20 protein-coding genes are annotated in these 22311 nt (G+C 67.9%); 8 read left to right on the top strand and 12 right to left on the bottom strand.

Annotation, left to right across the window (positions count from 1 at the left end; genetic code table 11):
• Window positions 1–70 precede the first annotated feature (70 nt).
• Window positions 71–775 (top strand): glutathione S-transferase family protein, encoded by a 705-nt coding sequence (locus CAL26_RS20575; RefSeq protein ID WP_094848593.1) that lies wholly within the window; start codon window positions 71–73, stop codon window positions 773–775.
• Window positions 776–829: 54 nt separating this feature from the next.
• Here CAL26_RS20575 and CAL26_RS20570 read toward each other — a convergent pair whose 3' ends face one another.
• Genes CAL26_RS20570 through CAL26_RS20560 form a run of 3 tightly spaced genes read right to left on the bottom strand, consistent with a single transcriptional unit; the run spans window position 830 to window position 3069 of the window.
• The gene (locus tag CAL26_RS20570; RefSeq protein ID WP_094848592.1) at window positions 830–1600 is read right to left on the bottom strand and encodes an amino acid ABC transporter ATP-binding protein; all 771 of its coding nucleotides are present in this window, start codon (window positions 1598–1600) and stop codon (window positions 830–832) included.
• Window positions 1597–2277 (bottom strand): ABC transporter permease subunit, encoded by a 681-nt coding sequence (locus tag CAL26_RS20565; RefSeq protein ID WP_094848591.1) that lies wholly within the window; start codon window positions 2275–2277, stop codon window positions 1597–1599. The genes CAL26_RS20570 and CAL26_RS20565 overlap by 4 nt, the downstream gene beginning before the upstream one ends.
• Window positions 2278–2289: 12 nt before the next feature.
• On the bottom strand, window positions 2290–3069 hold the full coding sequence (locus CAL26_RS20560; RefSeq protein ID WP_256988544.1) for an amino acid ABC transporter substrate-binding protein: 780 nt from the start codon (window positions 3067–3069) through the stop codon (window positions 2290–2292).
• Between the two features lie 258 nt (window positions 3070–3327).
• Here CAL26_RS20560 and CAL26_RS20555 point away from each other — a divergent pair, with 258 nt between their 5' ends.
• Complete coding sequence (locus CAL26_RS20555) at window positions 3328–3909, top strand: YceI family protein (protein WP_094848589.1); 582 nt, start codon at window positions 3328–3330, stop codon at window positions 3907–3909.
• 12 nt (window positions 3910–3921) lie between these two features.
• On the opposite strand, the gene CAL26_RS20550 is transcribed toward CAL26_RS20555, so the two are convergent.
• Complete coding sequence (locus tag CAL26_RS20550) at window positions 3922–4656, bottom strand: FadR/GntR family transcriptional regulator (protein WP_094848588.1); 735 nt, start codon at window positions 4654–4656, stop codon at window positions 3922–3924.
• Between the two features lie 122 nt (window positions 4657–4778).
• Here CAL26_RS20550 and CAL26_RS20545 point away from each other — a divergent pair, with 122 nt between their 5' ends.
• From CAL26_RS20545 to CAL26_RS20525, 5 genes are all read left to right on the top strand, one after another.
• Window positions 4779–6305 (top strand): UxaA family hydrolase, encoded by a 1527-nt coding sequence (locus CAL26_RS20545; protein WP_094848587.1) that lies wholly within the window; start codon window positions 4779–4781, stop codon window positions 6303–6305.
• A 60-nt stretch (window positions 6306–6365) separates the two neighbouring features.
• On the top strand, window positions 6366–7592 hold the full coding sequence (locus tag CAL26_RS20540; protein WP_094848586.1) for a multidrug effflux MFS transporter: 1227 nt from the start codon (window positions 6366–6368) through the stop codon (window positions 7590–7592).
• 30 nt (window positions 7593–7622) lie between these two features.
• Complete coding sequence (locus CAL26_RS20535; RefSeq protein ID WP_094848585.1) at window positions 7623–8513, top strand: LysR family transcriptional regulator; 891 nt, start codon at window positions 7623–7625, stop codon at window positions 8511–8513.
• A 222-nt stretch (window positions 8514–8735) separates the two neighbouring features.
• Window positions 8736–9713, top strand: a complete 978-nt coding sequence (locus CAL26_RS20530; RefSeq protein ID WP_094848584.1) for a tripartite tricarboxylate transporter substrate binding protein — start codon at window positions 8736–8738, stop codon at window positions 9711–9713.
• A 2-nt stretch (window positions 9714–9715) separates the two neighbouring features.
• Window positions 9716–11083 carry an MmgE/PrpD family protein gene (locus CAL26_RS20525; protein ID WP_094848583.1) on the top strand — a complete coding sequence of 456 codons (1368 nt, stop codon included), beginning with the start codon at window positions 9716–9718 and terminating at the stop codon, window positions 11081–11083.
• 64 nt (window positions 11084–11147) lie between these two features.
• Here CAL26_RS20525 and dapA read toward each other — a convergent pair whose 3' ends face one another.
• The 5 genes from dapA to CAL26_RS20500 are packed head-to-tail and all read right to left on the bottom strand — an operon-like array spanning window position 11148 to window position 15929.
• Window positions 11148–12053, bottom strand: coding sequence for a 4-hydroxy-tetrahydrodipicolinate synthase (dapA, locus tag CAL26_RS20520; RefSeq protein WP_094848582.1), 906 nt, complete (start codon window positions 12051–12053; stop codon window positions 11148–11150).
• A gap of 17 nt (window positions 12054–12070) precedes the next feature.
• Entirely contained in the window at window positions 12071–13192 is a 1122-nt protein-coding gene (locus CAL26_RS20515) for a cupin domain-containing protein (RefSeq protein ID WP_094848581.1), read from the bottom strand.
• 32 nt (window positions 13193–13224) lie between these two features.
• Complete coding sequence (locus tag CAL26_RS20510; protein ID WP_094848580.1) at window positions 13225–14232, bottom strand: ornithine cyclodeaminase family protein; 1008 nt, start codon at window positions 14230–14232, stop codon at window positions 13225–13227.
• Window positions 14233–14243: 11 nt separating this feature from the next.
• On the bottom strand, window positions 14244–14840 hold the full coding sequence (locus CAL26_RS20505; RefSeq protein WP_094848579.1) for a hypothetical protein: 597 nt from the start codon (window positions 14838–14840) through the stop codon (window positions 14244–14246).
• A gap of 48 nt (window positions 14841–14888) precedes the next feature.
• Window positions 14889–15929: a Bug family tripartite tricarboxylate transporter substrate binding protein gene (locus CAL26_RS20500; RefSeq protein ID WP_094848578.1), complete on the bottom strand. Its 1041-nt coding sequence runs from the start codon at window positions 15927–15929 to the stop codon at window positions 14889–14891.
• 134 nt (window positions 15930–16063) lie between these two features.
• Here CAL26_RS20500 and CAL26_RS20495 point away from each other — a divergent pair, with 134 nt between their 5' ends.
• Complete coding sequence (locus CAL26_RS20495) at window positions 16064–17371, top strand: citrate/2-methylcitrate synthase (RefSeq protein WP_094848577.1); 1308 nt, start codon at window positions 16064–16066, stop codon at window positions 17369–17371.
• 78 nt (window positions 17372–17449) lie between these two features.
• On the opposite strand, the gene CAL26_RS20490 is transcribed toward CAL26_RS20495, so the two are convergent.
• The 3 genes from CAL26_RS20490 to CAL26_RS20480 all read right to left on the bottom strand — a co-directional run bounded on the left by CAL26_RS20490 (window position 17450) and on the right by CAL26_RS20480 (window position 22203).
• Window positions 17450–19222 (bottom strand): thiamine pyrophosphate-binding protein, encoded by a 1773-nt coding sequence (locus tag CAL26_RS20490; protein WP_256988543.1) that lies wholly within the window; start codon window positions 19220–19222, stop codon window positions 17450–17452.
• Between the two features lie 21 nt (window positions 19223–19243).
• Window positions 19244–20737, bottom strand: coding sequence for an aldehyde dehydrogenase family protein (locus CAL26_RS20485; protein ID WP_094848575.1), 1494 nt, complete (start codon window positions 20735–20737; stop codon window positions 19244–19246).
• Between the two features lie 416 nt (window positions 20738–21153).
• The gene (locus CAL26_RS20480; RefSeq protein WP_094848574.1) at window positions 21154–22203 is read right to left on the bottom strand and encodes an NADP(H)-dependent aldo-keto reductase; all 1050 of its coding nucleotides are present in this window, start codon (window positions 22201–22203) and stop codon (window positions 21154–21156) included.
• Window positions 22204–22311: the final 108 nt, after the last annotated feature.

Raw genomic sequence — 22311 nt, 5'->3', positions numbered from 1 at the left:
CGTCGATGGCGACGGTACCCATACGGTCGGCGTGGCGTTCGCGCGTCGTCGCCATGCACAGGGAGATTCGATGATACGGTTCTACTTCCACCCCACGCCCAATCCCGCCAAGGTGGCGCTGATGCTCGAAGAGATCGGCCTGCCTTACGAGGTGATTCCGGTGGATACCAGCAAGGGGCAGCAGCACGACCCGGCGTTCCGGTCCATCAACCCCAATGGCAAGGTGCCGGCCATCGTGGATACCGAAGGGCCCGGCGGCGTGCCGGCAACCGTGTTCGACTCCACCGCGATCCTGCTGTATCTGGCGGAAAAGAGCGGCAAGCTGCTGGGGCAGCCGGGCGACCGGGCCGACCTGCTGTCATGGCTGTTTTTCATCGCGTCGGGCCTGGGGCCGTTTTCCGGGCAGGCGGTGCATTTCCAACATGCCGCGCCGGAAGGCCTGGACTATGCCGTCAACCGCTACCGGCGCGAAGCCGAACGCCACTACCAGGTCCTGGACGGCAGGCTGGCGGGCCGCGAGTTCATCGTCGGCAAGGAATATACGATCGCGGATATCTCGGCCTGGGGCTGGCTGGATCGCGCGTCGCGTGTCCTGAAAGGGGCGCCGGAGCCGCTGGCGCCGTACCCCAACATCGCCCGCTGGTTCGCGGCCATCGACGCGCGCCCCGCCGTCGCGCGGGCGCGCAAGGTCGGGACCGATTTCGGCTTCAAGACCGCCCGGGACGAAGAAGCGAAACGCGCCCTGTTTCCTTCGAACTATCCGCCCGCCGCCTGATTCCGCCCCGGGCTATGCGTTGCGTGGATCGCGCGGGTCGCCCGGGAAGACGGTTCACGCCGCTGCCCAGGCCTGCGGCAGGCCTTCGGTCAGGGTGGCGACGAACTCGCGGGTGCGGGCGTGCGTGGGGTTGGTGAAGACGGCTTGCGCCGAGCCGGTTTCGATGACGGCGCCGTTTTCCAGGAATATCACTTGTTGGGCGATGCTGGCGGCCAGGCGCAGGTCGTGGGTGGCCATCAGCATGGTCATGCCTTCGGCGGCCAGTTGGCGCAGTACGTCGACGACTTCCTTGGCCAGCCCGGGGTCGAGCGCGGACGTCGGTTCATCGCACAGCAGGACGCGCGGCGCGGGCGCCAGTGCGCGGGCGATGGCCACGCGCTGCTGCTGGCCGCCCGAAAGGGTGGCCGGCCAGGCTTCCGCCTTTTCCAGCATGCCGACCTTGTCGAGCAGTTCGCGTGCGCGCGAGGCGGCGCGTTCGCGCGGCCAGCGCTGCACGGTCACCAGCCCTTCCATGACGTTCTCCAGCACCGTCTGGTGCGGAAACAGCTGAAAGTTCTGGAACACCATGCCGGTCTGCTTGCGCACGCGCTGCACGGCGGCGAACGGCGTGCGCACGCCCGGCTGGAAATCGATGCTGGCCTCGCCCAGTTCGAGCCGGCCGGATTCGGGGACTTCGAGCAGGTTCACGCAGCGCAGCAAGGTGCTCTTGCCGCTGCCGGACGGGCCGATCAGGGCCGTGACGCTGCCTTCCGGGACGTCGATGCCGACGTCCCTCAGCACATGCACCTGGCCGAAATGCTTCTGGATATGCGCCAGGCGGATCATTGCGACGTCCCCGCGAAGGCCGCATGCTTGCCGAAGCGCTTTTCCAGGCGTACCTGCGCCGACGACAGCACCGTGCTGAACACCAGATAGATGAGCGCCGCTTCGGTGTACAGGACCAGCGGTTCGTAGGTGACCGCGGCGATGCGCTGGGCGGCCTGGAAGATTTCCGGGACGGTCAGCACGGCGGCCAGGGACGTATCCTTGACCAATGAGATGAAGGCGTTGGACAGCGGCGGCACCGATACCCGCGCCGCCTGCGGCAGGATGGTCCGGCGTATCGCCTGCCAGCGCGTCATGCTGAGCGAGTAGGCGGCTTCCCACTGCCCCTTGGGAATCGATTCGATGACGCCCCGTATGACCTCGGAGTTATAGGCGCCGACGTTCAGCGTGAAGCCGATCAGCGCCGCGGGCAAGGGGTCGAGCACGATGCCGATATTGGGCAGGCCGTAGAAGATCACGAACAGCTGCACCAGCAGCGGCGTGCCGCGGATCAGCCAGACGTAGAAGCGCACCACGGCCACGGCCGGCGCCGGCCCGAACAGGCGTATCAGCGCGACGGCGAAGGCCAGCAGCAGCCCGGCGAAAAAGGAAATCAGCGTCAGCGGAACCGTGAACTGCAGCCCCGCCTTGAGCAGGGGCCAGAACGAATCCGCCATCAATTGCAGCCAGGCCGGCACGGCGTCGCTTCCCTATTGCGCCGAAAGGTCCATGCCGAAATACTTGACCGATATCTTCTTGTAGGTACCGTCCGCCTTGATATCGGCCAGTGCCTTGTTCACGGCGGCCACCAGCTCGGGATTGCCCTTGCGCATCAGCACCCCCGACTCGCTGTATTCGGCCGACTTGTCGCTGGCCACGGCTTTCACCCTGGCGTCCGGCTTGTGCTTCTTGAAGTCCAGGAAGGACAGGTTGTCGTTGATGGTGGCATCCACGCGGCCGGACAGCAGCAGTTCGATGGCGTCGTTGAAGCCCTGTACGGGCACGACTTCGGCGCCGTACTTCTGCGCCAGCTTGCCGAAGTTGCTGGTCAAGGTATTGGCCGAGCGCTTGCCCTTCAGGTCGTCGAAGGACTTGATCGCGGTGTTGTTGTCGCGGACGATCAGCACCGCCTGCGACGCGATGTAGGGCGTGGAGAAATCGTACTTGGCCTTGCGCGTGTCGTTGATGCCGACCTGGTTGATGACGGCGTCGTAGCGCCGCACGTCCAGGCCCGCGATCAGGCCATCCCATTTGCCTTCGACGAATTCAGGCTTGACGCCCAGGCGCTGCGCGATGGCGCGGCCGATCTCCACGTCGAAGCCGGTCAGGCCCGAAGCGTCGTGATAGGAAAAGGGCGCATACGTGCCTTCCGTGCCGATCTTGATCGTGCCGGCCGCCTTGATGCGGGCCAGGTCGTCTTCGGCATGCGCCAGCGTGGCGCCGGCCAGGCTGCACAGCCCGGCGAGCAGGGCGGAAAGAATACGCTTCATCGCGGTCTCCATTTATCGAGAGGCCCCTGTCGAGAGGCCCATGCGGCCGGTGGCGCCGCCTCGTGCCCGGGCCGGGGGGGACGGCCATTCGTCGTAATGCGATCGGCAACGGACGGATCAAACAGGGACGGGTAAGATATGTCTGATTCGCACTCTAGCAGGCTCGCCATTTTTCCACAAAGCATAAGGCAGAGGATCGACATGCCGTGCGGAAATAAACGGGCGTTTCACAGTCCCCTCAACGATCCGAGGTTACCCATGCGCTTCCTGACTCCGTCTCGCGCGGCCATCGCCGCGTGCGTGCTGCCTTTCGCTGCCCTGGCCGAACCCGTGACGTACCAGCTGGACCCCGACCATACCTATCCCAGCTTCGAGGCGGATCATTTCGCCGGCGCCTCGATCTGGCGCGGCAAGTTCGACAAGACCAGCGGCACGGTCGTGCTGGATGCCCAGGCGGGAACCGGCACGGTGGACGTGACCATCGACCTGGCCTCGGTCAACACCGGCAACAAGGCATTGGACGACCAGTTGCGCGGAGACAAGTTCTTCGACGTCAAGCGATTCCCGACCGCGGCCTACAAAGGCAGCAAAGTCCATTTCAAGGACGGCAAGCCGGTGGAGGTGGACGGCACCTTCACCCTGCATGGCGTATCGCATCCGCTCAAGCTGACGCTGCTCTCGTTCAAGTGCTACGAGAATCCCATCATGAAGAAGCAGGTGTGCGGGACCGAGGCGACGGCGGCCTTCGACCGGGACGCCTACGGCGTGTCGTTCGGCAAGGAGTACGGATTCTTCATGAAGACCACCCTGCATATCCAGGCGGAAGGCATCCGGCAATAGCGGGCGCGGGCATCAGCCCCGCAGCTCGAACTGACGCCCGACGAATTCGATGTGCTGGCGCATCGCCAGCGCGGCGTCGTCCGGCGACTGGCGCAGGATCGCGTCGCAGATGGCGACGTGCTGGCGCAGCCTTTCCTGCGAGCGGCGCGTGGCCAGCGCGGCGTCGCGTCCCGCATCGTAGGTGTTGCGCGTGATGTGCGCGCGCAACGAGGCGATGGCGTTGGCGTAGAAGCGGCCCAGCATCATGTTGTGCGATGCGCTGGCCAGCTGCGCGTGGAAGGTGGCGTCGGCGGCGGCTTCCGTGGCCACGTCTCCGTCTCGCACCGCCTTTTGCATGGTGTCCACCGTCGCGGCCAGCTGGCGGCGTTCCTGCGTATCGGCGCGCTGCGCGGCAAAGCGCGCGGCCGCGCATTCGAACACCATGCGGAATTCCAGGGTATCCGCCCGCAGCGCCGGCTGCGCGTCGACCAGCCCCAGCCACGGCGCGGGCGGCCACGGCGTGGCCGGGCTCATGGGCCGGTCGCTGGCGATGAAGACGCCGCTGCCCTGGCGCGTTTCAAGCATGCCGCGCGATACGAGACGCTGGATCGCCGCGCGCACCGTCGTGCGCGATACCTGGAAGCGTTGCGCCAGTTCGCGTTCCGGCGGCAGCCGCGGACGTCCGTCCAGGCCGTGTTCCAGGACCAGGCGTTCCAACGACTGCATGGCGTGCTGCAAGGCGCTCGATGTGGACGTGAGGCGCGGCATCGGGGTTCCTGAAAGGGGATTCCTGAGGTGGTCCAACCAATTTGCGCGGGCTATGGCGATTATCCCATGATGGCGTCGCCCGCGGCGGCGCCGCGACCGCATGCCCATCACGAGGAGACGCCATGGACAGCCTGTCCCCCATCATCCTGCTGCACGAGCGCGATGACGTCGCGATCGCCCGTCGCGCCCTGGCCGCCGGCCTCGAGTTGCCGCAGGCGGGCGGCCTGGTGGTGCGCGCCGACGTGCCCCCCGCCCACAAGGTGGCGCTGCGCGCCGTGGCCGCCGGACAGCCGGTGCACCGCTACGGCCAGATCATCGGTTTCGCGACGCGCGATATCGCGCCGGGCGACCACGTCCACACCCACAACGTATCGATCGGCGAGTTCGAGCGCGACTATGCCTACGGCCAGGACGTGCGTCCGGTGGCCCCGGCCGCCGCGCCGCTGACTTTCCAGGGCATACGGCGCGCGGATGGCCGCGTGGCCACGCGCAATTACATCGGCATCATCAGCACGGTGAATTGCTCGGCGACGGTCAGCAAGAAGGTGGCGCGGCACTTCACCGCGCCGGGCCGCCTGGACGCCTATCCCAATGTGGACGGCGTGGTGCCGCTGACGCACAGCTTCGGCTGCTGTATCGACCACAATGGCGAAGGCATCCAGCAGCTGCGCCGGACCATAGGCGGTTTCGCCAAGCATGCGAACTTCGCCGGCATGCTGGTGATCGGGCTGGGCTGCGAAGCCAACCAGATGGGCGCGATGTTCATGACGGGCGGGATCGAGCCCGGCCCGATGATGGTGCCGCTGGTCATGCAGGAATTGGGCGGGACGCAGAAGACGGTGGATGCCGCCATCGCGGCCATCGAGCGGATGCTGCCCGCCGCCGACGCGGTCCGCCGCGAGCCCCTGCCGCTGTCGCACCTGACGGTGGCGCTGCAATGCGGCGGCTCTGACGGCTACTCGGGCATCACCGCCAACCCGGCCCTGGGCGCGGCGGTGGACCTGCTGGTGCGCCACGGCGGCACGGCGATTCTTTCGGAGACGCCGGAAATCTACGGCGCCGAGCACCTGCTGACGCGCCGGGCGATCTCGCGCGAGGTCGGGGAGAAGATCGTCGAACGCATCCACTGGTGGGAGTCCTATGCCGAGCGCGAAAAAGGCAGCATCGACAACAATCCCACACCGGGCAACAAGGCCGGTGGCCTCACCACCATCCTGGAAAAATCCCTGGGCGCCGTGGCCAAGAGCGGGTCGACGCCCCTGATGGGCGTGTACCGTTACGCGGAGCCGGTGGATACGCACGGCTTGGTCTTCATGGACGCGCCCGGCTACGACCCGATGGGCGCCACCGGGCAGATCGCCAGCGGCGCCAACCTGGTCGTGTTCACCACCGGGCGCGGTTCCTGTTTCGGCGCCAAGCCGGCGCCGTCGATCAAGGTGGCGACCAACACGCAGATGTACCAGCGCATGATGGACGACATGGACATCAATTGCGGCGACATCATGGAAGGGCATGCCACCGTGCAGCGCAAGGGCGAGGAAATCTTCCGCGCCATCGTCGACGTGGCGTCGGGCACGCCCAGCAAGAGCGAGGCGCTGGGCGTGGGCGACGAGGAGTTCGTGCCCTGGATGATAGGCGCGCAGATGTAAGGCCGCGCCCGGCTGTGAAATAATGCCAGCGCCCCATCAGCCGGGGCGCCTTCACATCCGATGACCCCGCGACTCCGCATTTCCCCCCATTCCTTCACATTCATCCTGTTCTGCGGCGTGTTGACGGCGTTTGCGTCGCTGTCCATCGACGTCGGCCTGCCCGCCTTCGGCGCCGTGGCGCGCGACCTGGGTACGGACCCCGCCCGGGTGGCGATGAGCCTGAGCATTTTTTTCGTGGGCTTCGCCGCCGCGCCCCTGGTGTATGGACCCTTGTCCGACCGGCTCGGGCGGCGGCCGCTGCTGCTGTTCGGACTGGCCCTGTATGCGCTGGGCGGGGCGGGCTGCACCTTCTCCGAAACCATTTCCACCTTCCTGTCCTGGCGGCTGGTGCAGGGCGCGGGCGCCGGCGCCGCGGGGGTGCTGGCCATCAGCCTGGTGCGCGATCATTTCGAAGGCACGCGCGTGCGCGAACTGCTGTCCCACATCGCCATCATCCGCGTCATCGCCCCCATGGTGGCGCCGTCCGTGGGCGCCGCGCTGCTGAACATCGGCAACTGGCGCTGGATCTACGCCATGATGACCATCGCCGGCTTCGCCATGCTGGCGGTGGTCTGGCTGGGACTGGACGAATCGGCGCCGCGCCTGCGCCATCCCAAGGCCCAGCGTCCGCCCGCCGCGCCGGTGGCAGGCGCCTATCTGGCGCTGCTGCGCAAGCCCGCGTCGCTGGGCTACATGATGATCTGCGCGCTCAAGTTCGGCAGCCATTTCGCCTACGTCACGGGGGCGTCGCTGGTGCTGATGGAAGCGCTGGGCGTGTCGCCCCAGCTGTTCGGCCTGCTGTTCGCCATGACCGCGGCCGGGATCATGCTGGCGTCGTTTCTCAGCGGCAGGCTGGCCGGCCACGTCGCCGGCGACACCCTGATCCGCATCGGCCTGTCGGTCGCCCTGTGTTCCGCCTTGATCATGCTGACCTTGACGTTGACGGGCCTGCTGACGCCGTGGAACCTGATGCCCTTCCTGATCGTGAACACCTTCTGCTATGGCCTGATCACGCCCAGCACGCAACAGGGCGCCTTGCAGCCGCTGGGGTCGATCGCGGGCGCCGCGTCGGCGATGATGAACGCGCTGATGATGGGCGTCGGCGCCTTCGCCAGCGCCATGGTCAGCCGGTTTTTCCCTTCGATGGGCGTGGTCGCGGTGACCGGCAGCATGGCGGTGTTCTGCGCGCTCTCGTTGGGGGTATTCCTGTTGATGCGGCGCCGGGGCGCGACGATATTGCACCTCTGACAGCCGTTTCCATCCTGGGTGGAGGTCTCGATGCGCATCAAGCTGCGGCAGGTGGAAGGATTCCTGGCGGCGGCCGATTCCCTGTCCTTTTCGCGTGCGGCGGAACGGATAGGCATGACGCAGCCGGCGTTTTCGCAATTGATCCGCGACCTGGAAGCGGCGCTGGACGTCAAGCTGTTCGACCGCAGCACGCGGCGCGTGCGCATCACCGACGTGGGCCTGCAACTGCGCGAGCAGATGCGCCGTGGCTTGCTGGAGATCGACAACGCCTGCAACAACGCCCGCGCGATCACCCGGCTCAGGCAGGGCCAGCTGTCCCTGGCCGTGCTGCCGTCGCTGGCGCTGGGCCTGGTCAACGACACCCTGGCGGCCTTCCACGACAGCTACCCCGAAGTGCAGCTGCGGCTGCGCGAAGCGCGCACCCCGCACATCGCCGAACTGCTCCTGAACTACGAGGTCGACCTGGCGGTGTGCTCGCGCCTGGAGCCGCATGAGTCGCTGGTCATGGAAAGGCTTTTCGACGACGAGCTGGTGGCGGTGCTGCCGCGCGGCCACGCCTTGTCGCCGCGCCGCGCCCTGCAATGGCGGCAGCTGGCCGGCGAGCCGCTGATCGGCCTGCAGGCGCAGGCGGACCTGATCCGCGCGGGCTTCGCCGAAAACGGCATCGACAAGCGGCCGGAGCACGAAGTGCTGAATACCGTCACCGCCCTGAGCATGGTGCGCGCCGGTTTCGGCGCGACCATCGTCCCGGCGATCGCGCTGCCCGAGCTCAATCTGCGCGGGCTGGTCCACCGTCCATTGCGCGGTCCGCGGCCCATGCGCGAAATCTGCCTGTGCCGGCACGTGGATCACGCCTTGTCGCCGGCCGCCGGGCGCTTCCGCGAGATGCTCCAGGAAATTCCGCTGGCCGCCAAGGCCTAGACGCCGGGCCCATGGATCGGCCATGTGCCCCGTGGGCACGGGCCCCGCGTTGCGGGGGACCGCTGCGGGAGTCCCCCTCACGCCGGGCGCCGCCTGGCCCAGCGCGGCGGATTCATAAGCTGTACCTATGAATTCAGACGAACTTGCCCATTGTCCGCGCCGGGAGGCGCTGCTGTAATCCTTGCCCGACGCCCTCCGAGCAGGGCGAGCGAGGAGACCATCATGACCCCCCGTATCACGGCGCTGCTGCGCGCCATCCTGTGCACGGCCGCGTTGGCCGCCGGCGCCTGCGCGCAGGCCGCCGACTATCCCACCCAGCCCATCCATGTCATCGTGCCGTTCCCGCCCGGGGCCGGCGTGGACATCGTCACCCGCCTGGTCGCGTCGAAGCTGTCGACGTCCCTGGGCCAGCAACTGATCGTCGAAAACCGTTCCGGCGCGGGCGGCAACGTCGGTGCCGCGGCCGTGGCGCGCGCGGCGCCGGACGGCTACACCCTGTTGGCGGCGCCGTCGTCGATCGCGGTCAGCCAGTCGCTGTATCCGAACCTGCCTTTCCAGGTGGAAAAGGACTTCCGGGCCGTGGGGATGATGGCGTCGGTGCCTTTCCTGCTGGTGGTCAATACCAAGGTCCCGGCCAGGACGGTGGCGGAGCTTACGGCCCTGGCGCGGAGCAAGCCCAACAACCTGACGTTCGCGTCCACCGGCAATGGCAGTTCGCCGCACCTGACGGCGGAGATGTACGCCCACGACGCCGGCCTGCAACTGCGCCACGTGCCGTATCGCGGCACCGCCCCGGCGATGACCGACCTGATGTCCGGCGAAGTCGACATGATGTTCGCCAACGCGCTGTCGGTGATACCGCAAGTCAAGAGCGGGCGGTTGCGGGCGCTGGCCATCACCAGCGCGCGTCCGGATCCCGACCTGCCCGACGTGCCGACGATGCAGGCCAGCGGCGTGAAGGACTTCGACACCGGCACCTGGTTCTCGCTGTTGGCGCCGGCCCACACGCCGGACGACGTCATCGCCAGGCTGAACGGCGCGCTGGACGCGGTGCTGGCTTCGGCGGACGTGCAGCAGGCGCTGCGCCAGCAGGGCGCGTCCGTGCAGTCGGGCACGCCGGCGCAGGCCGACAGCTATATCCACGGCGAAATCGACAAGTTCGCCAAGATCATCCAGGCCGCGAACATACACATCGATTGACCATGACCACATCCACGCTTACCCCCGACCAGCAGGAAGTCACCCGCATCCTGGCCCGCTTCCTGGTGGGCTCGCGCTACGAAGACCTGCCCGCGGAAGTCGTCCACGAAGCATCGCGCGGCCTGCTCAACTGGTACGGCTGCGCGCTGGGCGCGGCACGCCACGCCACCGTGCAGGCGGCGCTGGACGCCTACCAGCCCTTCTTCGGCGCGGCGCAGGCGCAGATCGTCGGCCGGCCCGACCGCGCGGATATCCTGCACGCGGCGCTGCTCAACGGCATCAGTTCGCACGTGCTGGACTTCGACGATACCCACTATCGCGCGGTGCACCCCAGCGCGCCGGTGCTGCCCGCGGTGCTGGCGCTGTGCGAATGGCGCAAGTTCAGCGGCCGTGACCTGGTGCATGCCTACGTGCTGGGCGTCGAGGCGGAGATCCGCATCGGGCTGTCGGTGTTTCCCGAGCACTACGACCGGGGCTGGCATATCACCGGCACCGCCGGCGTGTTCGGCGCCGCCGCCGCCGCGGGCAAGCTGCTGGGCCTGGACGAGGAACGCATGGCCTGGGCGCTGGGCATCGCGGCAACCCAGTCGGCCGGCCTGCGGGAAATGTTCGGCAGCATGTGCAAGAGCCTGCATCCCGGCAAGGCGGCGCAGAACGGCCTGGGCGCGGCCCTGATGGCGCAGCACGGCTACACCAGTTCGACGCGTGCGCTGGAGGCCAAGCGCGGTTTCGGCCGCGTGATGTCCGATCGCTTCGACCCGGAAGTCATTACCGGCAACCTGGGCGGCCAATACGAGCTGATGCGCAATATGTACAAGCCGTTTGCCTGCGGCCTGGTGCAGCACGCGGTGATCGACGGCTGCCTGCAGCTGCGCAAGGAATACGGGTTGCGGCCCGACCAGATCGAAGCCGTGCACGCGACCGTGGGGCCGCTGGTCATGGAACTCACCGCCAAGACGGAGCCCAGGACCGGGCTGGAAGGCAAGTTCAGCGTCTATCACGCGCTGGCCGCCGCGCTGGTCTACGGCGCCGCGGGCGAAGCGCAGTTCAGCGCGCAGGCGGTGCTGGACCCGGCCGTGGTGGCGCTGCGCCAGCGCGTGACCACCACGCTGGATCCGCACATGCGCAAGCTGGAAGGGCGCGTGCGCATCGTGCTGAAGGACGGCCGTGAGCTGGACCGCCATGTGCCCGAGGCGCTCGGCACCCTGGCACGCCCGATGTCCGACGCGGACCTGGAAGAAAAATTCCATGGCCTGGCGGCCGAGGTCATGCAGCGGGACCAGGCGCAGCGCCTGGCGGACGCATGCTGGAAGGTGGCGGCGATGACGGACGCCGGCGAAGTGGCGCGGCTCGGTGCCACCGCCCGGTGAGCCACGGGTGGCGGCCGCCGCCTCGGCGCGGCGCCACGGCCGGTAATCCGCGGGGCGCCGGCTGCTAGCGCGCCGTCAGCGCCAGCCTGTCGGCCAGCTCGTCGATGCGCCGCTCCAGCTCCGGCGTGGCCGGCAGCATCGGCAGCCGGTGTTCGTTGCGCTCCAGCAGGCCGAGCCGTTTCATCAGGTACTTCAGCGGGATCGGATTGGTGTCCCAGAAGACCATCTTCATCAGTTCGAACAGCCGGTAGTGCAGGGCGCGGGCTTCCTCCAGCCGGCCCGCCCGCACCAGGTTGCACAGCTCGGCCACCTCGCGCGGCGCGACGTTGGCCACCGCGTTCATGGTGCCGCCGGCGCCCAGGCACATCATGGGAAAGGTGAATTCCTCCAATCCCACGAACACGCGAAACTCCGGTCCGAAGCGGTGCAGCATCTCCGTCACGAAGGAATGGTCGTCCACCGCGTGCTTGATGCCGACGAAGTGCGGCAGGGCTTCGGCGATCTCTTCCAAGGTGCGCAGGTCGGTCTTGAAAGCCGTGCGGCCGGGGATGTGATACATCATCAGCGGAATGTCGACGCGCCGGCCGATATCGATGAAGTAGGCGGCCACGCCCCGCTGCGGCGGACGGATGTAGTACGGCGTCACCAGCAGCAGCGCATCGGCGCCGGCCCTGGCCGCGTGTTCGCTGAGCACCGCGCTTTCCGCGTGCGATTGCGAGCCGGTGGCCGCCACGACCTGCAGGCGGCCGCGCGCGGCCTCCACCGCGACGGTGACCGCCTGGTTGCGTTCTTCCACCGTCAGGGTGGAAGGTTCCGACGTCGTGCCGTTGATGAGTACCCCGTGCGTGCCGTTCCTGGCCTGGAAATCGATCAGCCCGGCCAGGCGGTCATAGTCCACCTTGCCATCCTTGAAAGGCGTCACGATAGGGGGAATGGAGCCGCGCAGGGCGTCCTTCTGCAGAGTGATCATTGCGTGCTCCGGCGTGTTCAGGCGGCCTTGCGATTGGTCATGAATCCTTCCTGCTTGCCCAGCACGACGGCGGGGTGGTGCAGGTCTTCCTGCCACAGCAGCGATTCCATGTAGATGTTCAGCGGCTGGTCCTGCACCGTCAGCTCGTACACGTAGTCGTCGTAGGAAGCGTGGTTGTGCACCGCCCAGCCCGGCGCCGACAGCATCAGGTCGCCGGCCTTCCATTCATAGCGGTTGCCCGCCACGCTGCTGTAGCCGCTGCCGGAGAAGTAGTAGTTGATCGCGGCGGACACGTGGCGGTGCGGGCGGTCGATGATCTTGGGCGGCCGTATCGTCATGGTGGCGAAGAAGTTCGGCGTGATGCCGTTGAAGCGGCCGGTCGCGGGGTTGTAGTACATGTACAGCCGGCGGCCGATGTATTCCTTGCCCAGCGCTTCCAGCTTGTCGAGCTGCGGCTTGACCTTGTCCCAGGCGAAATGCAGCGGACGCGACTCCACCGCCGTGGGATTGATCAGCGTTTCATAGGGCATCAGCAGCCCGCCGTCATCGGTAATGGGGAACATGCCGTAGGGATTGCGGCGGCGCGGATCGTCCGCCGCCTTGGCGGGCGCGGCGGCGGGTGCGGCACCGCTGCCCGGCGGCGTGAGGTCGGTCACGTAGATGTCCATGAACTGCAGCAGCGGCACGTTGGAGTAGGTCAGGCGCACCTGCAGATCCTGCCCGTCGTTGCGGTGGCTGTAGTGGGAATAGCTCGGGTGATTCCAGACGTCGTACTGCTTGAAGGCGATGTGCTGGCCGGCGACCTCGGTCACGCCTTGGCCGCGGATGCAGAAGTTGACCTCGGTGGCGTTGTGCCGGAAAGGCTCGGTGCGTTCGCCCGGTTTCAGCACGGACAGGCGCACCTGGATGCCGGGCGCCATGCCCGGCGCGAACTCGCGTGCCGAAGGGTGCACGATCAGCGATTCTCGGCGGCCCGACGAGGGCAGCGGCGACGATGCCAGGCGTTCGACCTCCGCGTCGATTTCTTCCTTGGTCACGACGATGGGCGCCCATTGCGTGTTGCGCGATTCGGGCGGCTGTCCGCCGCAGTCGAGGAAGCTGCCATTGACGCGCGCGAAGTCGCGGTGGTATTCGCTCATGATGGTCTCCGTGTATCGGTATGGATTCGGTATCAGCCGGCCTGGACGGCCGGCGCCGCCGCGAAAAACCGGGGTTTGCTCTTGACCGGCGCCGGCATGGCGCGCCCGACGCCCTGCTGGCGCGCACGCCGCAGGATTTCGGCGCCCAGCGCGACGTCGGATATTCCCATGCCCATGGCCTTGAACAGGGTCAGGTCGGCTTGCGCCGGCCGCCGGTCCTGGCGCTGGATGCGCTCGGCCAGGGTTTGCACGCCGCTCCAGTCGTCGCCGTAGCGCGTGCGGAATTCGCGCGACAGCGCGCGGACGCTGGACAGGTCGTCCACCACGACGGCGGCGGCGCGGTCGAAAACGCCCTGCTCGAATTCTTCGCGGTCCGGCGCGATCGCGCCAATCGCATTGATGTGGGCGCCGCGGGCCGCCATGCCCGCCGCCAGGAAAGGTTCGCGCGCGCGCGTCGCCAGCGTGACGATGTCGGCGCCATCGCAGGCGGCGGCCATGCTGGCGCAGGCGCGGGCCCGCACCTGGCGATCGGCAAATTCGTCGGCGATGCGGGCGGCGAAATCCTCGCGTTTGGCGGCGGTGGGGCTGTAGACCCGCACTTCGCGGATGCTCCGCACCGCCAGCACCGCGGCGACCTGGGACAGGGCCTGCTTGCCGGTGCCCGCCATCGCCAGCGTATGGGCATCCGCGCGAGCCAGCCAATCGGTGGCCAGTCCGGTCGTACCGCCGGTGCGCAGGTTGCCCAGCGCGAAGGCTTCGATCACCGCCGCCAACTGGCCGTCGCCGGCATTCCACAGCAGCAGCAGGGGGCTGGTGCCGCCTTCGGTATGCGCCCAGGTCTTGGTGCCGACGTAGTCGTCCAGGCGCGCGCCCAGCGCATGCAGGTTGTTGCGGCCGAACTGCAGCATGGTCTTGGGCATGCTTTCGGCCTGGCCCTGCGCCTGCAGCCGCAGGCCCTGTTCCAGCGCGGGGATGGCCTCCGACAGCGTCAGCAGGGACGTGACCTGCGATTCGGTGATCCAGACGGGGTCTGCGTTCATCATGGCTCCTGTCATGGCTTGGTGGTGTGCGCGGTGGCCGCCGTGGGGGGCAGGCCGAAACCGTCTTCCCAGATCGAGGGCACGGGCGGCGATAGCTGGAAAGTGTTGACGATCAGCGCGTGCGTCACGTAGCGCCCCACCAGCATGGCCACCGCCACGGCCTGATCGGCCGGGAGCAGCGCCGCCACGCGTTCGAATTCATCCTGCGCCCGCAGGCCGCGCGTGGCTACCGCGGCGATCACGTAGGCCTGCACCGCGCGTTCCGCGTCCGTCATCAGCGTGGCGCGATCGGGCTCCAACCGTTCGACCTCGCCGATCCAGTCTCGGCCGCAGCCCAGGCGCACGCACAGCCGCTCGTGCTGATTGCGTTCGTAGGCGTTTTCCATCAGCGTGGCCGTGGTGAGCACCGCGGTTTCCGCCAGGCGATCGGGCAGGGCGTCCTTCAGCGCCTCGGTGAACTGCATGAAGGTAAGCAGTACGCCAGGCGCATGCCCGCTGACCTGGAAGAGTTCGCCCAGGTAGTTCAGCCGCCGCACGCGCGGCGTCAGGTAGTCGGCCAGGTCCGGCCGCATGTCCTCGAGGCGGAGACGGGGAATCGAGCGGCTCATGCGCCCACCCCGGACCCGTCTGGGCGGGAGGACCCGGCGCGCCCGCCGTCAATCGATGGTGATGCGGTATTCATCGGCAAGCTTCTTCCATTTCACCAGTTCGGTGGCGATCTGCTGTTTCAGTTGCGGTCCGTCCATGTCCAGCGGCACGAACAGCCGCTGCGTAAGCGCGTCGCGGGTTTCCTTTTCGCGCGCCAGCGCGAGGAATTCCTTGCGCAGCTTGTCGACCAGGGGCTGCGGGGTTTTCGCGGTGACGAAAAATCCCAGCCACACGGCGAAGTCGTAGTCCTGGAAGCCGGGCATTTCGGCCAGCGCCGGCACGTCGGGATGGAATGGGACGCGGTGCTTGGTGGCGACCGCCAGCAGCTTGATCTTGCCGCTCTTGAGCTGCGGATCGATGTTGGAGATGGCGTTGAACATGACGGGCACCTGGCCGCCCAGGCCATCGGTCAGGGCCGGCGCGCAGCCCTTGTAGGGAACGTGGACCATGTCGATGCCGGCGCGGTGGGCGAACTCGACGCCCGCGAAATGCTGCGCGGTGCCGGTGCCGCAGGACGAGAAGCTCAGCGTGCCCGGATGCGCCTTGCCGTAGGCGATCAGTTCCTGCACCGAATTCACCGGCAGTTTGCTGCTGACGGCCAGCGCCACCGGCGTTTCCGCGATGGCGATGATGGGGGTCAGGTCCTTCTGCAGGTCGAAGTTCTGCTTGACGCCCAGGGCCGCGTTGACGGTCATGGTGTTGTTGCCGATCAGGATGACTTCGCCATCGCCCGCGGAGCGGACCACGTATTCGCTGGCGATGTTGCCCGATGCGCCCGCCCGGTTCTCCACGATGAAGGTCTGCTTGAAGATCTCGCCCAGCTTGGGCGACAGCATGCGGCCGATCACGTCGGTGCTGCCGCCGGGCGGGAAGGCGGACACCAGCGTGACGGGATGTTCGGGGTACGCGGCCTGGCAGGCGCCGGCCAGCATGACGGCTGGCAGCAGCGCCAGCGCGGCGCGCCGGGGGCCGGCCGTCCATCGTGCCATCGACGCGCGGATCGCGCGGATGGCGGGCGGTTTCGACGCGGGGGCTTGGCGGTCATACATGCTTGTCTCCGGGATTCTTGGTTTTATGCGTTGGCGATGTCATCGTAGGATTCAAATCAATGTATGTATAGATTGATTTACAATCAATCAACCTGTAGCCTCGCGGTGTGGATCACGGCGCATGGAAACCCAGGATGGAAAATTCACGCAGGAAAATCGCCATACCGCCGGCGCGCGAAGACGCGCCCAGCCAGGCCGCCGGCACGCTGGTGGACGCCCGCGCGGCGATCGAACGCCTGGGCATCAAGATGCAGACGCTGTATGCCTACGTCAGCCGCGGCTGGATACGGGTGGTGCCGGCGGTGGGCGGCAAAGGCAACCTGTATTACGTGGAGGACCTGGAAGCCCTGGGCGCGCGCGGCCGCACCCGGTCGACGACCGGGGCCGGCGGGGAACGGATGATCCGCTGGGGCGGCAACGCGGTGATGCAGACTTCGATCACCGCCATCGGTCCCGACGGTCCGCGCTATCGCGGCAAATCGGCGGCCGATCTGGTGCGCGCGCACCGCGGCTTCGAAGACTGCACGGAATTGCTGTGGAACGGGATCCTGCCGGACGCGCCGGTCGTCTGGCAGCCCGCGCGACCGGGGGCCGGTTTCCAGGCCCTGGCGGATGGCATCACCCAGGTGGCGGCGCGCAATCAATCGCGCCGCCTGCTGTCGGTGGCGGTGGAGGCCTATGCCGCCAGCCTGGGCCGCAATCCGGAACTGACGCTTGGGGCACCCACGCTCGCGGCGCGGCAGCTGACCCAGGCGATGGCGGCCGCGACCGGCTTGCTGGCGGCCAAGCCGGCTTTCGTCCTGCACGATGCACCGCGGCCGATCGCGGGGGTGCTGGCCGACAATCTGGGCATCAAGGCCACGCCGGCGCACCTGCGCATCCTGGACGCCGCCTTGATCCTGAGCGCGGACAACGAGCTTGCGCCGGCCACCTTCGCCGCGCGTATCGCGGCGTCGGCGGGCGCGGATCTGTTCTCCTGCGTGACGACGGCGCTCGGCGCCTTCGAAGGCATGCTGACCGGACTGGGCTGCGAGCAGGCCGAAGTCGCGCTGGCCCAGGCAAAGACCGCCGACGCCTACCTGGATCATCTGAAGGGATTGCTGTCGCGCAAGAGTCCGGTGCCCGGCTATGGGCATCCGCTCTATCCCGAAGGCGACCCGCGCGCGACGCTGCTGCTGGAACTGGCGCGCGAGATCGGCCCCGCCGGGGCGCGCGGAAAGACGGCGCTGAAGTGCGTCGATCGCGCGCATGAAGAGCTGGGCCTGAAGCCGAACCTGCCGATGGCCCTGGCCGTGCTGTGCGCGGTCCTGGCCACGCCGGCCGGCGCGCCGGGCGCGCTGATGTCGGTGGGACGCGCCGCCGGCTGGGTGGCGCATGCGCTGGAGCAGCGGCTGGCCGGTTTCCTGGTGCGGCCACGCGCGCGGTATATCGGGCCTTCCTGACGGCCTGGCCGGTGCGGCGCCAGGCCGGTGAGGCCCGGGCCGCGCTGGCCTGGCTCGGTCCGACCCCTCGCGCGCGTCCTAATCGCCGCGCTTCAAGGCATTGGCCATGGCCGGCGCATATTCGCGCCCGACGCGCACGTCGATGACCGCGACTTTGCCGGCGCGGACCTCGGCGATGGCGACATCGAGCACGCGCTCCAGCCCGGCCAGCGTATCGATACCCCCCCACGCCTGCGCGCCCTGCGCGCGGGCCATCGCCGCGATATCGACTTCGGGCGTTTCCAGGCGCTGTCCTATCCATTTGTTTTCGACGGGCCGGTCGCGCACCATCGCGACTTTCTCCTGGTGCACTTCGTCATTGAAGAAAGACCGGTTGTTGGCGATGATCGCCAGCAGCGGGATGCCGTAGCGGACGGCCGTCCAGAAGGCCGTGACGCCCATCAGGAAATCGCCGTCGCCCAGCACCGCGACAGGCAGGCGGCCCGTGCCTTTCAAGGCGAGCGCCGAGCCCACCGACATGCCGGGGCCCGAGCCCACGCCGGCGCCGCCGTCGTATCCCAGGTAGTCCAACGGATGTTCGAAAGGGTGCGCGTCGCCGGGCCATCCCAGGTTGGCGCGCACCAGGCAGGCCGGCGCATTGCGCCGCAGGCAGGCGCTGATCGTGCGAGCGAAGACGGTCAGCGGTATGCCGTTCGGTCCGTCCGCGCCGCCGCGCGGCGCCGGGGCGGGCGTGGTGGCGTCATGTGATGTCAACCCCGACGTCCAGCGCGGCGCGCCCAGCGCCGGCAGCATGGCCAGCGCCTGGGCAGTGTAGGCATCCGGATCGCACATCAGATAGGTGTCGATGCCCGTCAGCCCCTGATGTTCGCCGCCGAAGCCGTTGTGCAGCGTCTGGTCCAGCGACACCTGGATCACGTGCGCCGGCGCGGTGTCGGTGCCGAAGGCGGTCCGCAGCGTGCCCGCCAGGTCGACCCAGTCCAGGCTCAGTATCACGTCCGCCTCGCGCAGCGCCGCCAGGCCGTCCGGTCCCATGAAGTAGCCCGGCGCGGCGCCGTGCAGGGGATGGCGTGTCGGAAAGGCGGCGCCGACCTTGAAGTCGGTCAGCACCGTCGCGCCGCAATGCTCCGCCAGCGCGACGCGCCGCCGCCAATCCTGTTCGTCGCGCGATACGCGGCCCGCCAGGATGACCGGCCGCCGTGCCCGGTACAGGATACCCGCGGTCTCGCGCGCCAATGCGTCGGACAGGCCCGGCGGACGCGGCGGCTGGTAGCGGTCCAGGACGGGAAGCGCCGGTGCGTCGGGGCAGGGCGCTTCCTGCAGCGCGCTGTCGAAGCACACATAGGTCGGACCTTGCGGCAGCGTGGTGGCGATCTGCCGCGCGCGCAGGACGGCGTCGCGCGCGGCTTCCAGCGACGCCGGTTCGGCGTCCCATTTGACGAAGCTGCGCACCAGCGCGCCCTGGTCCTTGGACGTGTGCAGCCAATCGATCCAGGGCCGGCGGCGCGCCGTGTCCACGGGACCGGTGGCGCCGAACACCAGCACCGGCACGCGATCGCAATAGGCATCGAAAATCGCCATGGAACCGTGCATCAGCCCGACGTTGGCGTGCAGGATCGCGCCCATGGGGCGGCCGGTCACCTTGGCATAGCCATGGGCGATGGCCACCGCATGTTCTTCGTGCAGCACGGTCAACATGCGCGGCGCTTCGTCGCCCAGGTAGTTGACCAGGCTATCGTGCAGGCCGCGAAAGCTGGCGCCCGGATTCAGGGCGACGTATTCCAGGCCGATATGGCGCATCAGGCTGGCCAGGTAGTCGCTGCCCCAGCGCGGGGCGGTTGGATTGTTTTGCATGGGCATCCGGATGCGCGGACCTCAGTCCAGCGTGACGTTGACGTTCTTGACCTGCGTGAACTCCAGCAGCTCTTCCTTGCATTCCTCCCGCCCGATGCCGGACTGCTTGTAGCCGCCGAAAGGAGCGCCGATGAAGTGATTGGACGAGCCGTTGATCCAGACGTATCCGGCCTGCACGCGCGCCGCGGCGCGATGGGCGGTGGCCAGGTCGCGCGTCCAGATGGAGGCCGTCAGGCCATATTCGACGCCGTTGACGGCGGCGAACAGGGCGTCCTCGTCCGACCACTTGATGACGGCGAGCACCGGACCGAAGATTTCCTCGCGCGCCACCCGCATCGCCGACGTGACGCCGGCCAGGATGGTGGGTTCGACGAAATAGCCGTCGCGCAGGGCCGCGTCTTCGCAACGGCGCCCGCCGTGGGCGATGCGGGCGCCTTCGGCGACGGCCGACGCGATGTACGACAGGCTCTTGTCCATCTGGTCGCGCGAGACCAGCGCCCCCATGGTCGTTCGCGTATCGGTGGGCAGGCCGGGCCGGTGCATGTCCGCCGTCAGCGCGACGATGCGGGCCAGCATGCTGTCGTGGACGGACTCGTGCAGGAACAGGCGGCTGGTGGAGCCGCAGGACTGGCCGCACCAGGTGAAGTTCATGCCGCGCACGGCGCCCAGGGCCGCTTTGTCGGGATCGGCGTCCGGGTACACCAGCATGGCGTTCTTGCCGCCCAGCTCCAGCAATACTTTTTTCAGCCCGTCGGCGGCGGTGCGCATGACGGCCTTGCCGGCGTTGACGCTGCCGATCAAGGCGACCGCCGCGACGCCGTCGTGCGCGGACAGCGCGGCGCCGGTGGCGCGATCGCCGGTCAGGCAGTTCAGCACGCCCGGCGGAAATAGATCGCCGATCAGTTCGAACAGCCGCAGGCTGGACAGCGGCGCCTGCTCCGGCGGCTTGACGATCACGGTATTGCCCGCCGCGAGCGGCGCGGCGATCTTGCCGGCGGCGAACATGAAAGGGTGGTTGAACGGAATGATGCGCGCCACCACGCCCAGGGGTTCGCGCAGCGTGTAGTCCAGCGAGCCGTTCTGGGTGGGGATGGTTTCGCCTTTCAGCTCCAGCACCAGGCCGGCGAAGTACTCCAGCTGGGTGGCGGCGATCACGGCATCGTCGCGCATCTGCCGCACGGGATTGCCGCAATCCGCGGCGTCGATCAGCGCCAGTTCCCAGGCATGTTCGCGCACGATGGTGGCGGCGCGGCGCAGCAGGGCCGCGCGTTCCAGCGGCGGCGTCGCGCGCCAGGCGCCGGCGGCCGCGCTGGCCGAGCGCACCGCGGCGTCGACGTCGGCCGCGTCCGCGACGGCATAGGGGCCCAGGTCTTCCTGGGTGGCGGGATTGAGGCTGCGTCCCTGTTCCCCGGACAGCGGTTCATGCCAGCGACCGCCGTAGTAGAGCGCGCGCCGCGTGGGCAGCGCCGCCGCGACTCGGCTGGAAAGATCGGGGTTTTCATCGCTGGCGCTCATCGGGTTCCCTGGCTGGTCATGAATGCGCATTGCGGGGATGCAATGCGGGGCATGCATGGCGGCAGATACCACCGCCTGGAACAGCCTATCGCCGTGGATACATGTGGGTCAATCTTGATTTCAAATCAATGTCAGCCCGGACATGACCGCTTGCCGCCAAGCCGCGGCGCAAAAAAAAAAGGCCCCCACGCTGCGCCGGCAAACCGGCTTGCTGCCCCCCAAGGGGGCGCTTTTTGCCTTGGGGCGGCCCGGCGGCAAAAAATGGCCCCCACGCTGCGCCGGCAAACCGGCTTGCTGCCCCCCAAAGGGGGCGCTTTTTGCCTTGGGGCGGCCCGGCGGCAAAAAAAAAGACCTTCGAAGGTTGTCCTCCGAAGGCCACCGCGATGGAGTGTTCGGCGCCGGTTCAGGCGCGATGCTCAGGGCGCGGGATTGGGCAGGCGGCGATGGATGGCGTCGATTTCCGCGAGGATGCCGGCATCGAGCGTGACGTTCACGCTTTCGATGTTTTCCTTCAGCTGCGCCAGGTTCGTCGCGCCGATCAGGTTGCTGGTGACGAAGGGCTGCTGGTTGATGAAAGCCAGCGCCAGCTGGGTCGGTGTCAGGCCGTGCTGCTTCGCCAGCGCCACATAGGCGCTGCTGGCCGCTTCGGCTTCCGGGCTGTTGTAGCGCGTGAAGCGCGAGAACACCGCCAGGCGCGAGCCCGCCGGCCGCGCGCCGTTTTCGTACTTGCCCGTCAGCATGCCCATGGCCAGCGGCGAATACGCCAGCAGGCCGACGTCGTCATGATGGGCGAATTCCGACAGCCCCTGTTCGAACAGCCGATTGAGCAGGTTGTAGGCATTCTGGATGGAAACGATGCGGGGCAGGCCGTCGACTTCCGCATGGCGGATGAACTGCGCCACGCCCCATGGCGTTTCGTTCGACACGCCGATATGGCGCACCTTGCCCTGCTTGACGAAATCCTGCAGCACCGACAGCGTCTCCGCGATGGGGGTGGTGTTGTCGTCCTTGACCCAGGGATAGGCGTTCTGGCCGAAGGTCATGGTGGTGCGGTCGGGCCAGTGCAGCTGATACAGGTCCAGGTAGTCGGTCTGCAAGCGCTTGAGGCTGGCGTCCAGCGCGGCGGTCAGGTTCTTGCGGTCGTGCAAGGTCTTGCCTTCGCGGATGTGGCCGGGCCGCTTCGGGTCGCGCACGGGGCCGGCGATCTTGCTGGCCAGCACGATGTCCTGGCGCCGCTTGCTCTTGGCGATCCAGGTGCCGATATAGGTTTCGGTGCGGCCCTGGGTCTCCGCCTTGGGCGGGACGGGGTACATCTCGGCGGTGTCGACCAGATTGATGCCATGCTCGAGCGCATAGTCCAGCTGCTGATGCGCGTCGGCTTCGGAATTCTGCTCGCCGAAGGTCATGGTGCCCAGGCCGATCAGGCTGACGTCGATATCGGTACGGCCGAGTTTGCGGTATTTCAAGGCAGTGCTCCGGAATGTGGGAGGGGCGGGGCCCCAAGCGTGGCGATGTTACACGCCGTGCGGGCGGCATCCCGTCATGCCGGCAACGGCATAGGGGTTTAAGGCTGC

It is taken from the genome of Bordetella genomosp. 9, assembly GCF_002261425.1.
Classification (GTDB): Bacteria; Pseudomonadota; Gammaproteobacteria; order Burkholderiales; family Burkholderiaceae_B; genus Bordetella_C.
The sequence above is the reverse complement of the archived record's forward strand: the minus strand, read 5'-3'. Positions and strand labels throughout refer to the sequence as shown.

Bases quoted from the DNA above. Each gene is read 5' to 3' on its own strand.
- CAL26_RS20575 (WP_094848593.1), top strand. From the start codon at position 71: ATGATACGGTTCTACTTCCACCCCACGCCCAATCCCGCCAAGGTGGCG.
- CAL26_RS20570 (WP_094848592.1), bottom strand. From the start codon at position 1,600: ATGATCCGCCTGGCGCATATCCAGAAGCATTTCGGCCAGGTGCATGTG.
- CAL26_RS20560 (WP_256988544.1), bottom strand. From the start codon at position 3,069: ATGAAGCGTATTCTTTCCGCCCTGCTCGCCGGGCTGTGCAGCCTGGCC.
- CAL26_RS20555 (WP_094848589.1), top strand. From the start codon at position 3,328: ATGCGCTTCCTGACTCCGTCTCGCGCGGCCATCGCCGCGTGCGTGCTG.
- CAL26_RS20550 (WP_094848588.1), bottom strand. From the start codon at position 4,656: ATGCCGCGCCTCACGTCCACATCGAGCGCCTTGCAGCACGCCATGCAG.
- CAL26_RS20545 (WP_094848587.1), top strand. From the start codon at position 4,779: ATGGACAGCCTGTCCCCCATCATCCTGCTGCACGAGCGCGATGACGTC.
- CAL26_RS20540 (WP_094848586.1), top strand. From the start codon at position 6,366: ATGACCCCGCGACTCCGCATTTCCCCCCATTCCTTCACATTCATCCTG.
- CAL26_RS20535 (WP_094848585.1), top strand. From the start codon at position 7,623: ATGCGCATCAAGCTGCGGCAGGTGGAAGGATTCCTGGCGGCGGCCGAT.
- CAL26_RS20530 (WP_094848584.1), top strand. From the start codon at position 8,736: ATGACCCCCCGTATCACGGCGCTGCTGCGCGCCATCCTGTGCACGGCC.
- CAL26_RS20525 (WP_094848583.1), top strand. From the start codon at position 9,716: ATGACCACATCCACGCTTACCCCCGACCAGCAGGAAGTCACCCGCATC.
- dapA (WP_094848582.1), bottom strand. From the start codon at position 12,053: ATGATCACTCTGCAGAAGGACGCCCTGCGCGGCTCCATTCCCCCTATC.
- CAL26_RS20515 (WP_094848581.1), bottom strand. From the start codon at position 13,192: ATGAGCGAATACCACCGCGACTTCGCGCGCGTCAATGGCAGCTTCCTC.
- CAL26_RS20510 (WP_094848580.1), bottom strand. From the start codon at position 14,232: ATGAACGCAGACCCCGTCTGGATCACCGAATCGCAGGTCACGTCCCTG.
- CAL26_RS20505 (WP_094848579.1), bottom strand. From the start codon at position 14,840: ATGAGCCGCTCGATTCCCCGTCTCCGCCTCGAGGACATGCGGCCGGAC.
- CAL26_RS20500 (WP_094848578.1), bottom strand. From the start codon at position 15,929: ATGTATGACCGCCAAGCCCCCGCGTCGAAACCGCCCGCCATCCGCGCG.
- CAL26_RS20495 (WP_094848577.1), top strand. From the start codon at position 16,064: ATGGAAAATTCACGCAGGAAAATCGCCATACCGCCGGCGCGCGAAGAC.
- CAL26_RS20490 (WP_256988543.1), bottom strand. From the start codon at position 19,222: ATGCAAAACAATCCAACCGCCCCGCGCTGGGGCAGCGACTACCTGGCC.
- CAL26_RS20485 (WP_094848575.1), bottom strand. From the start codon at position 20,737: ATGAGCGCCAGCGATGAAAACCCCGATCTTTCCAGCCGAGTCGCGGCG.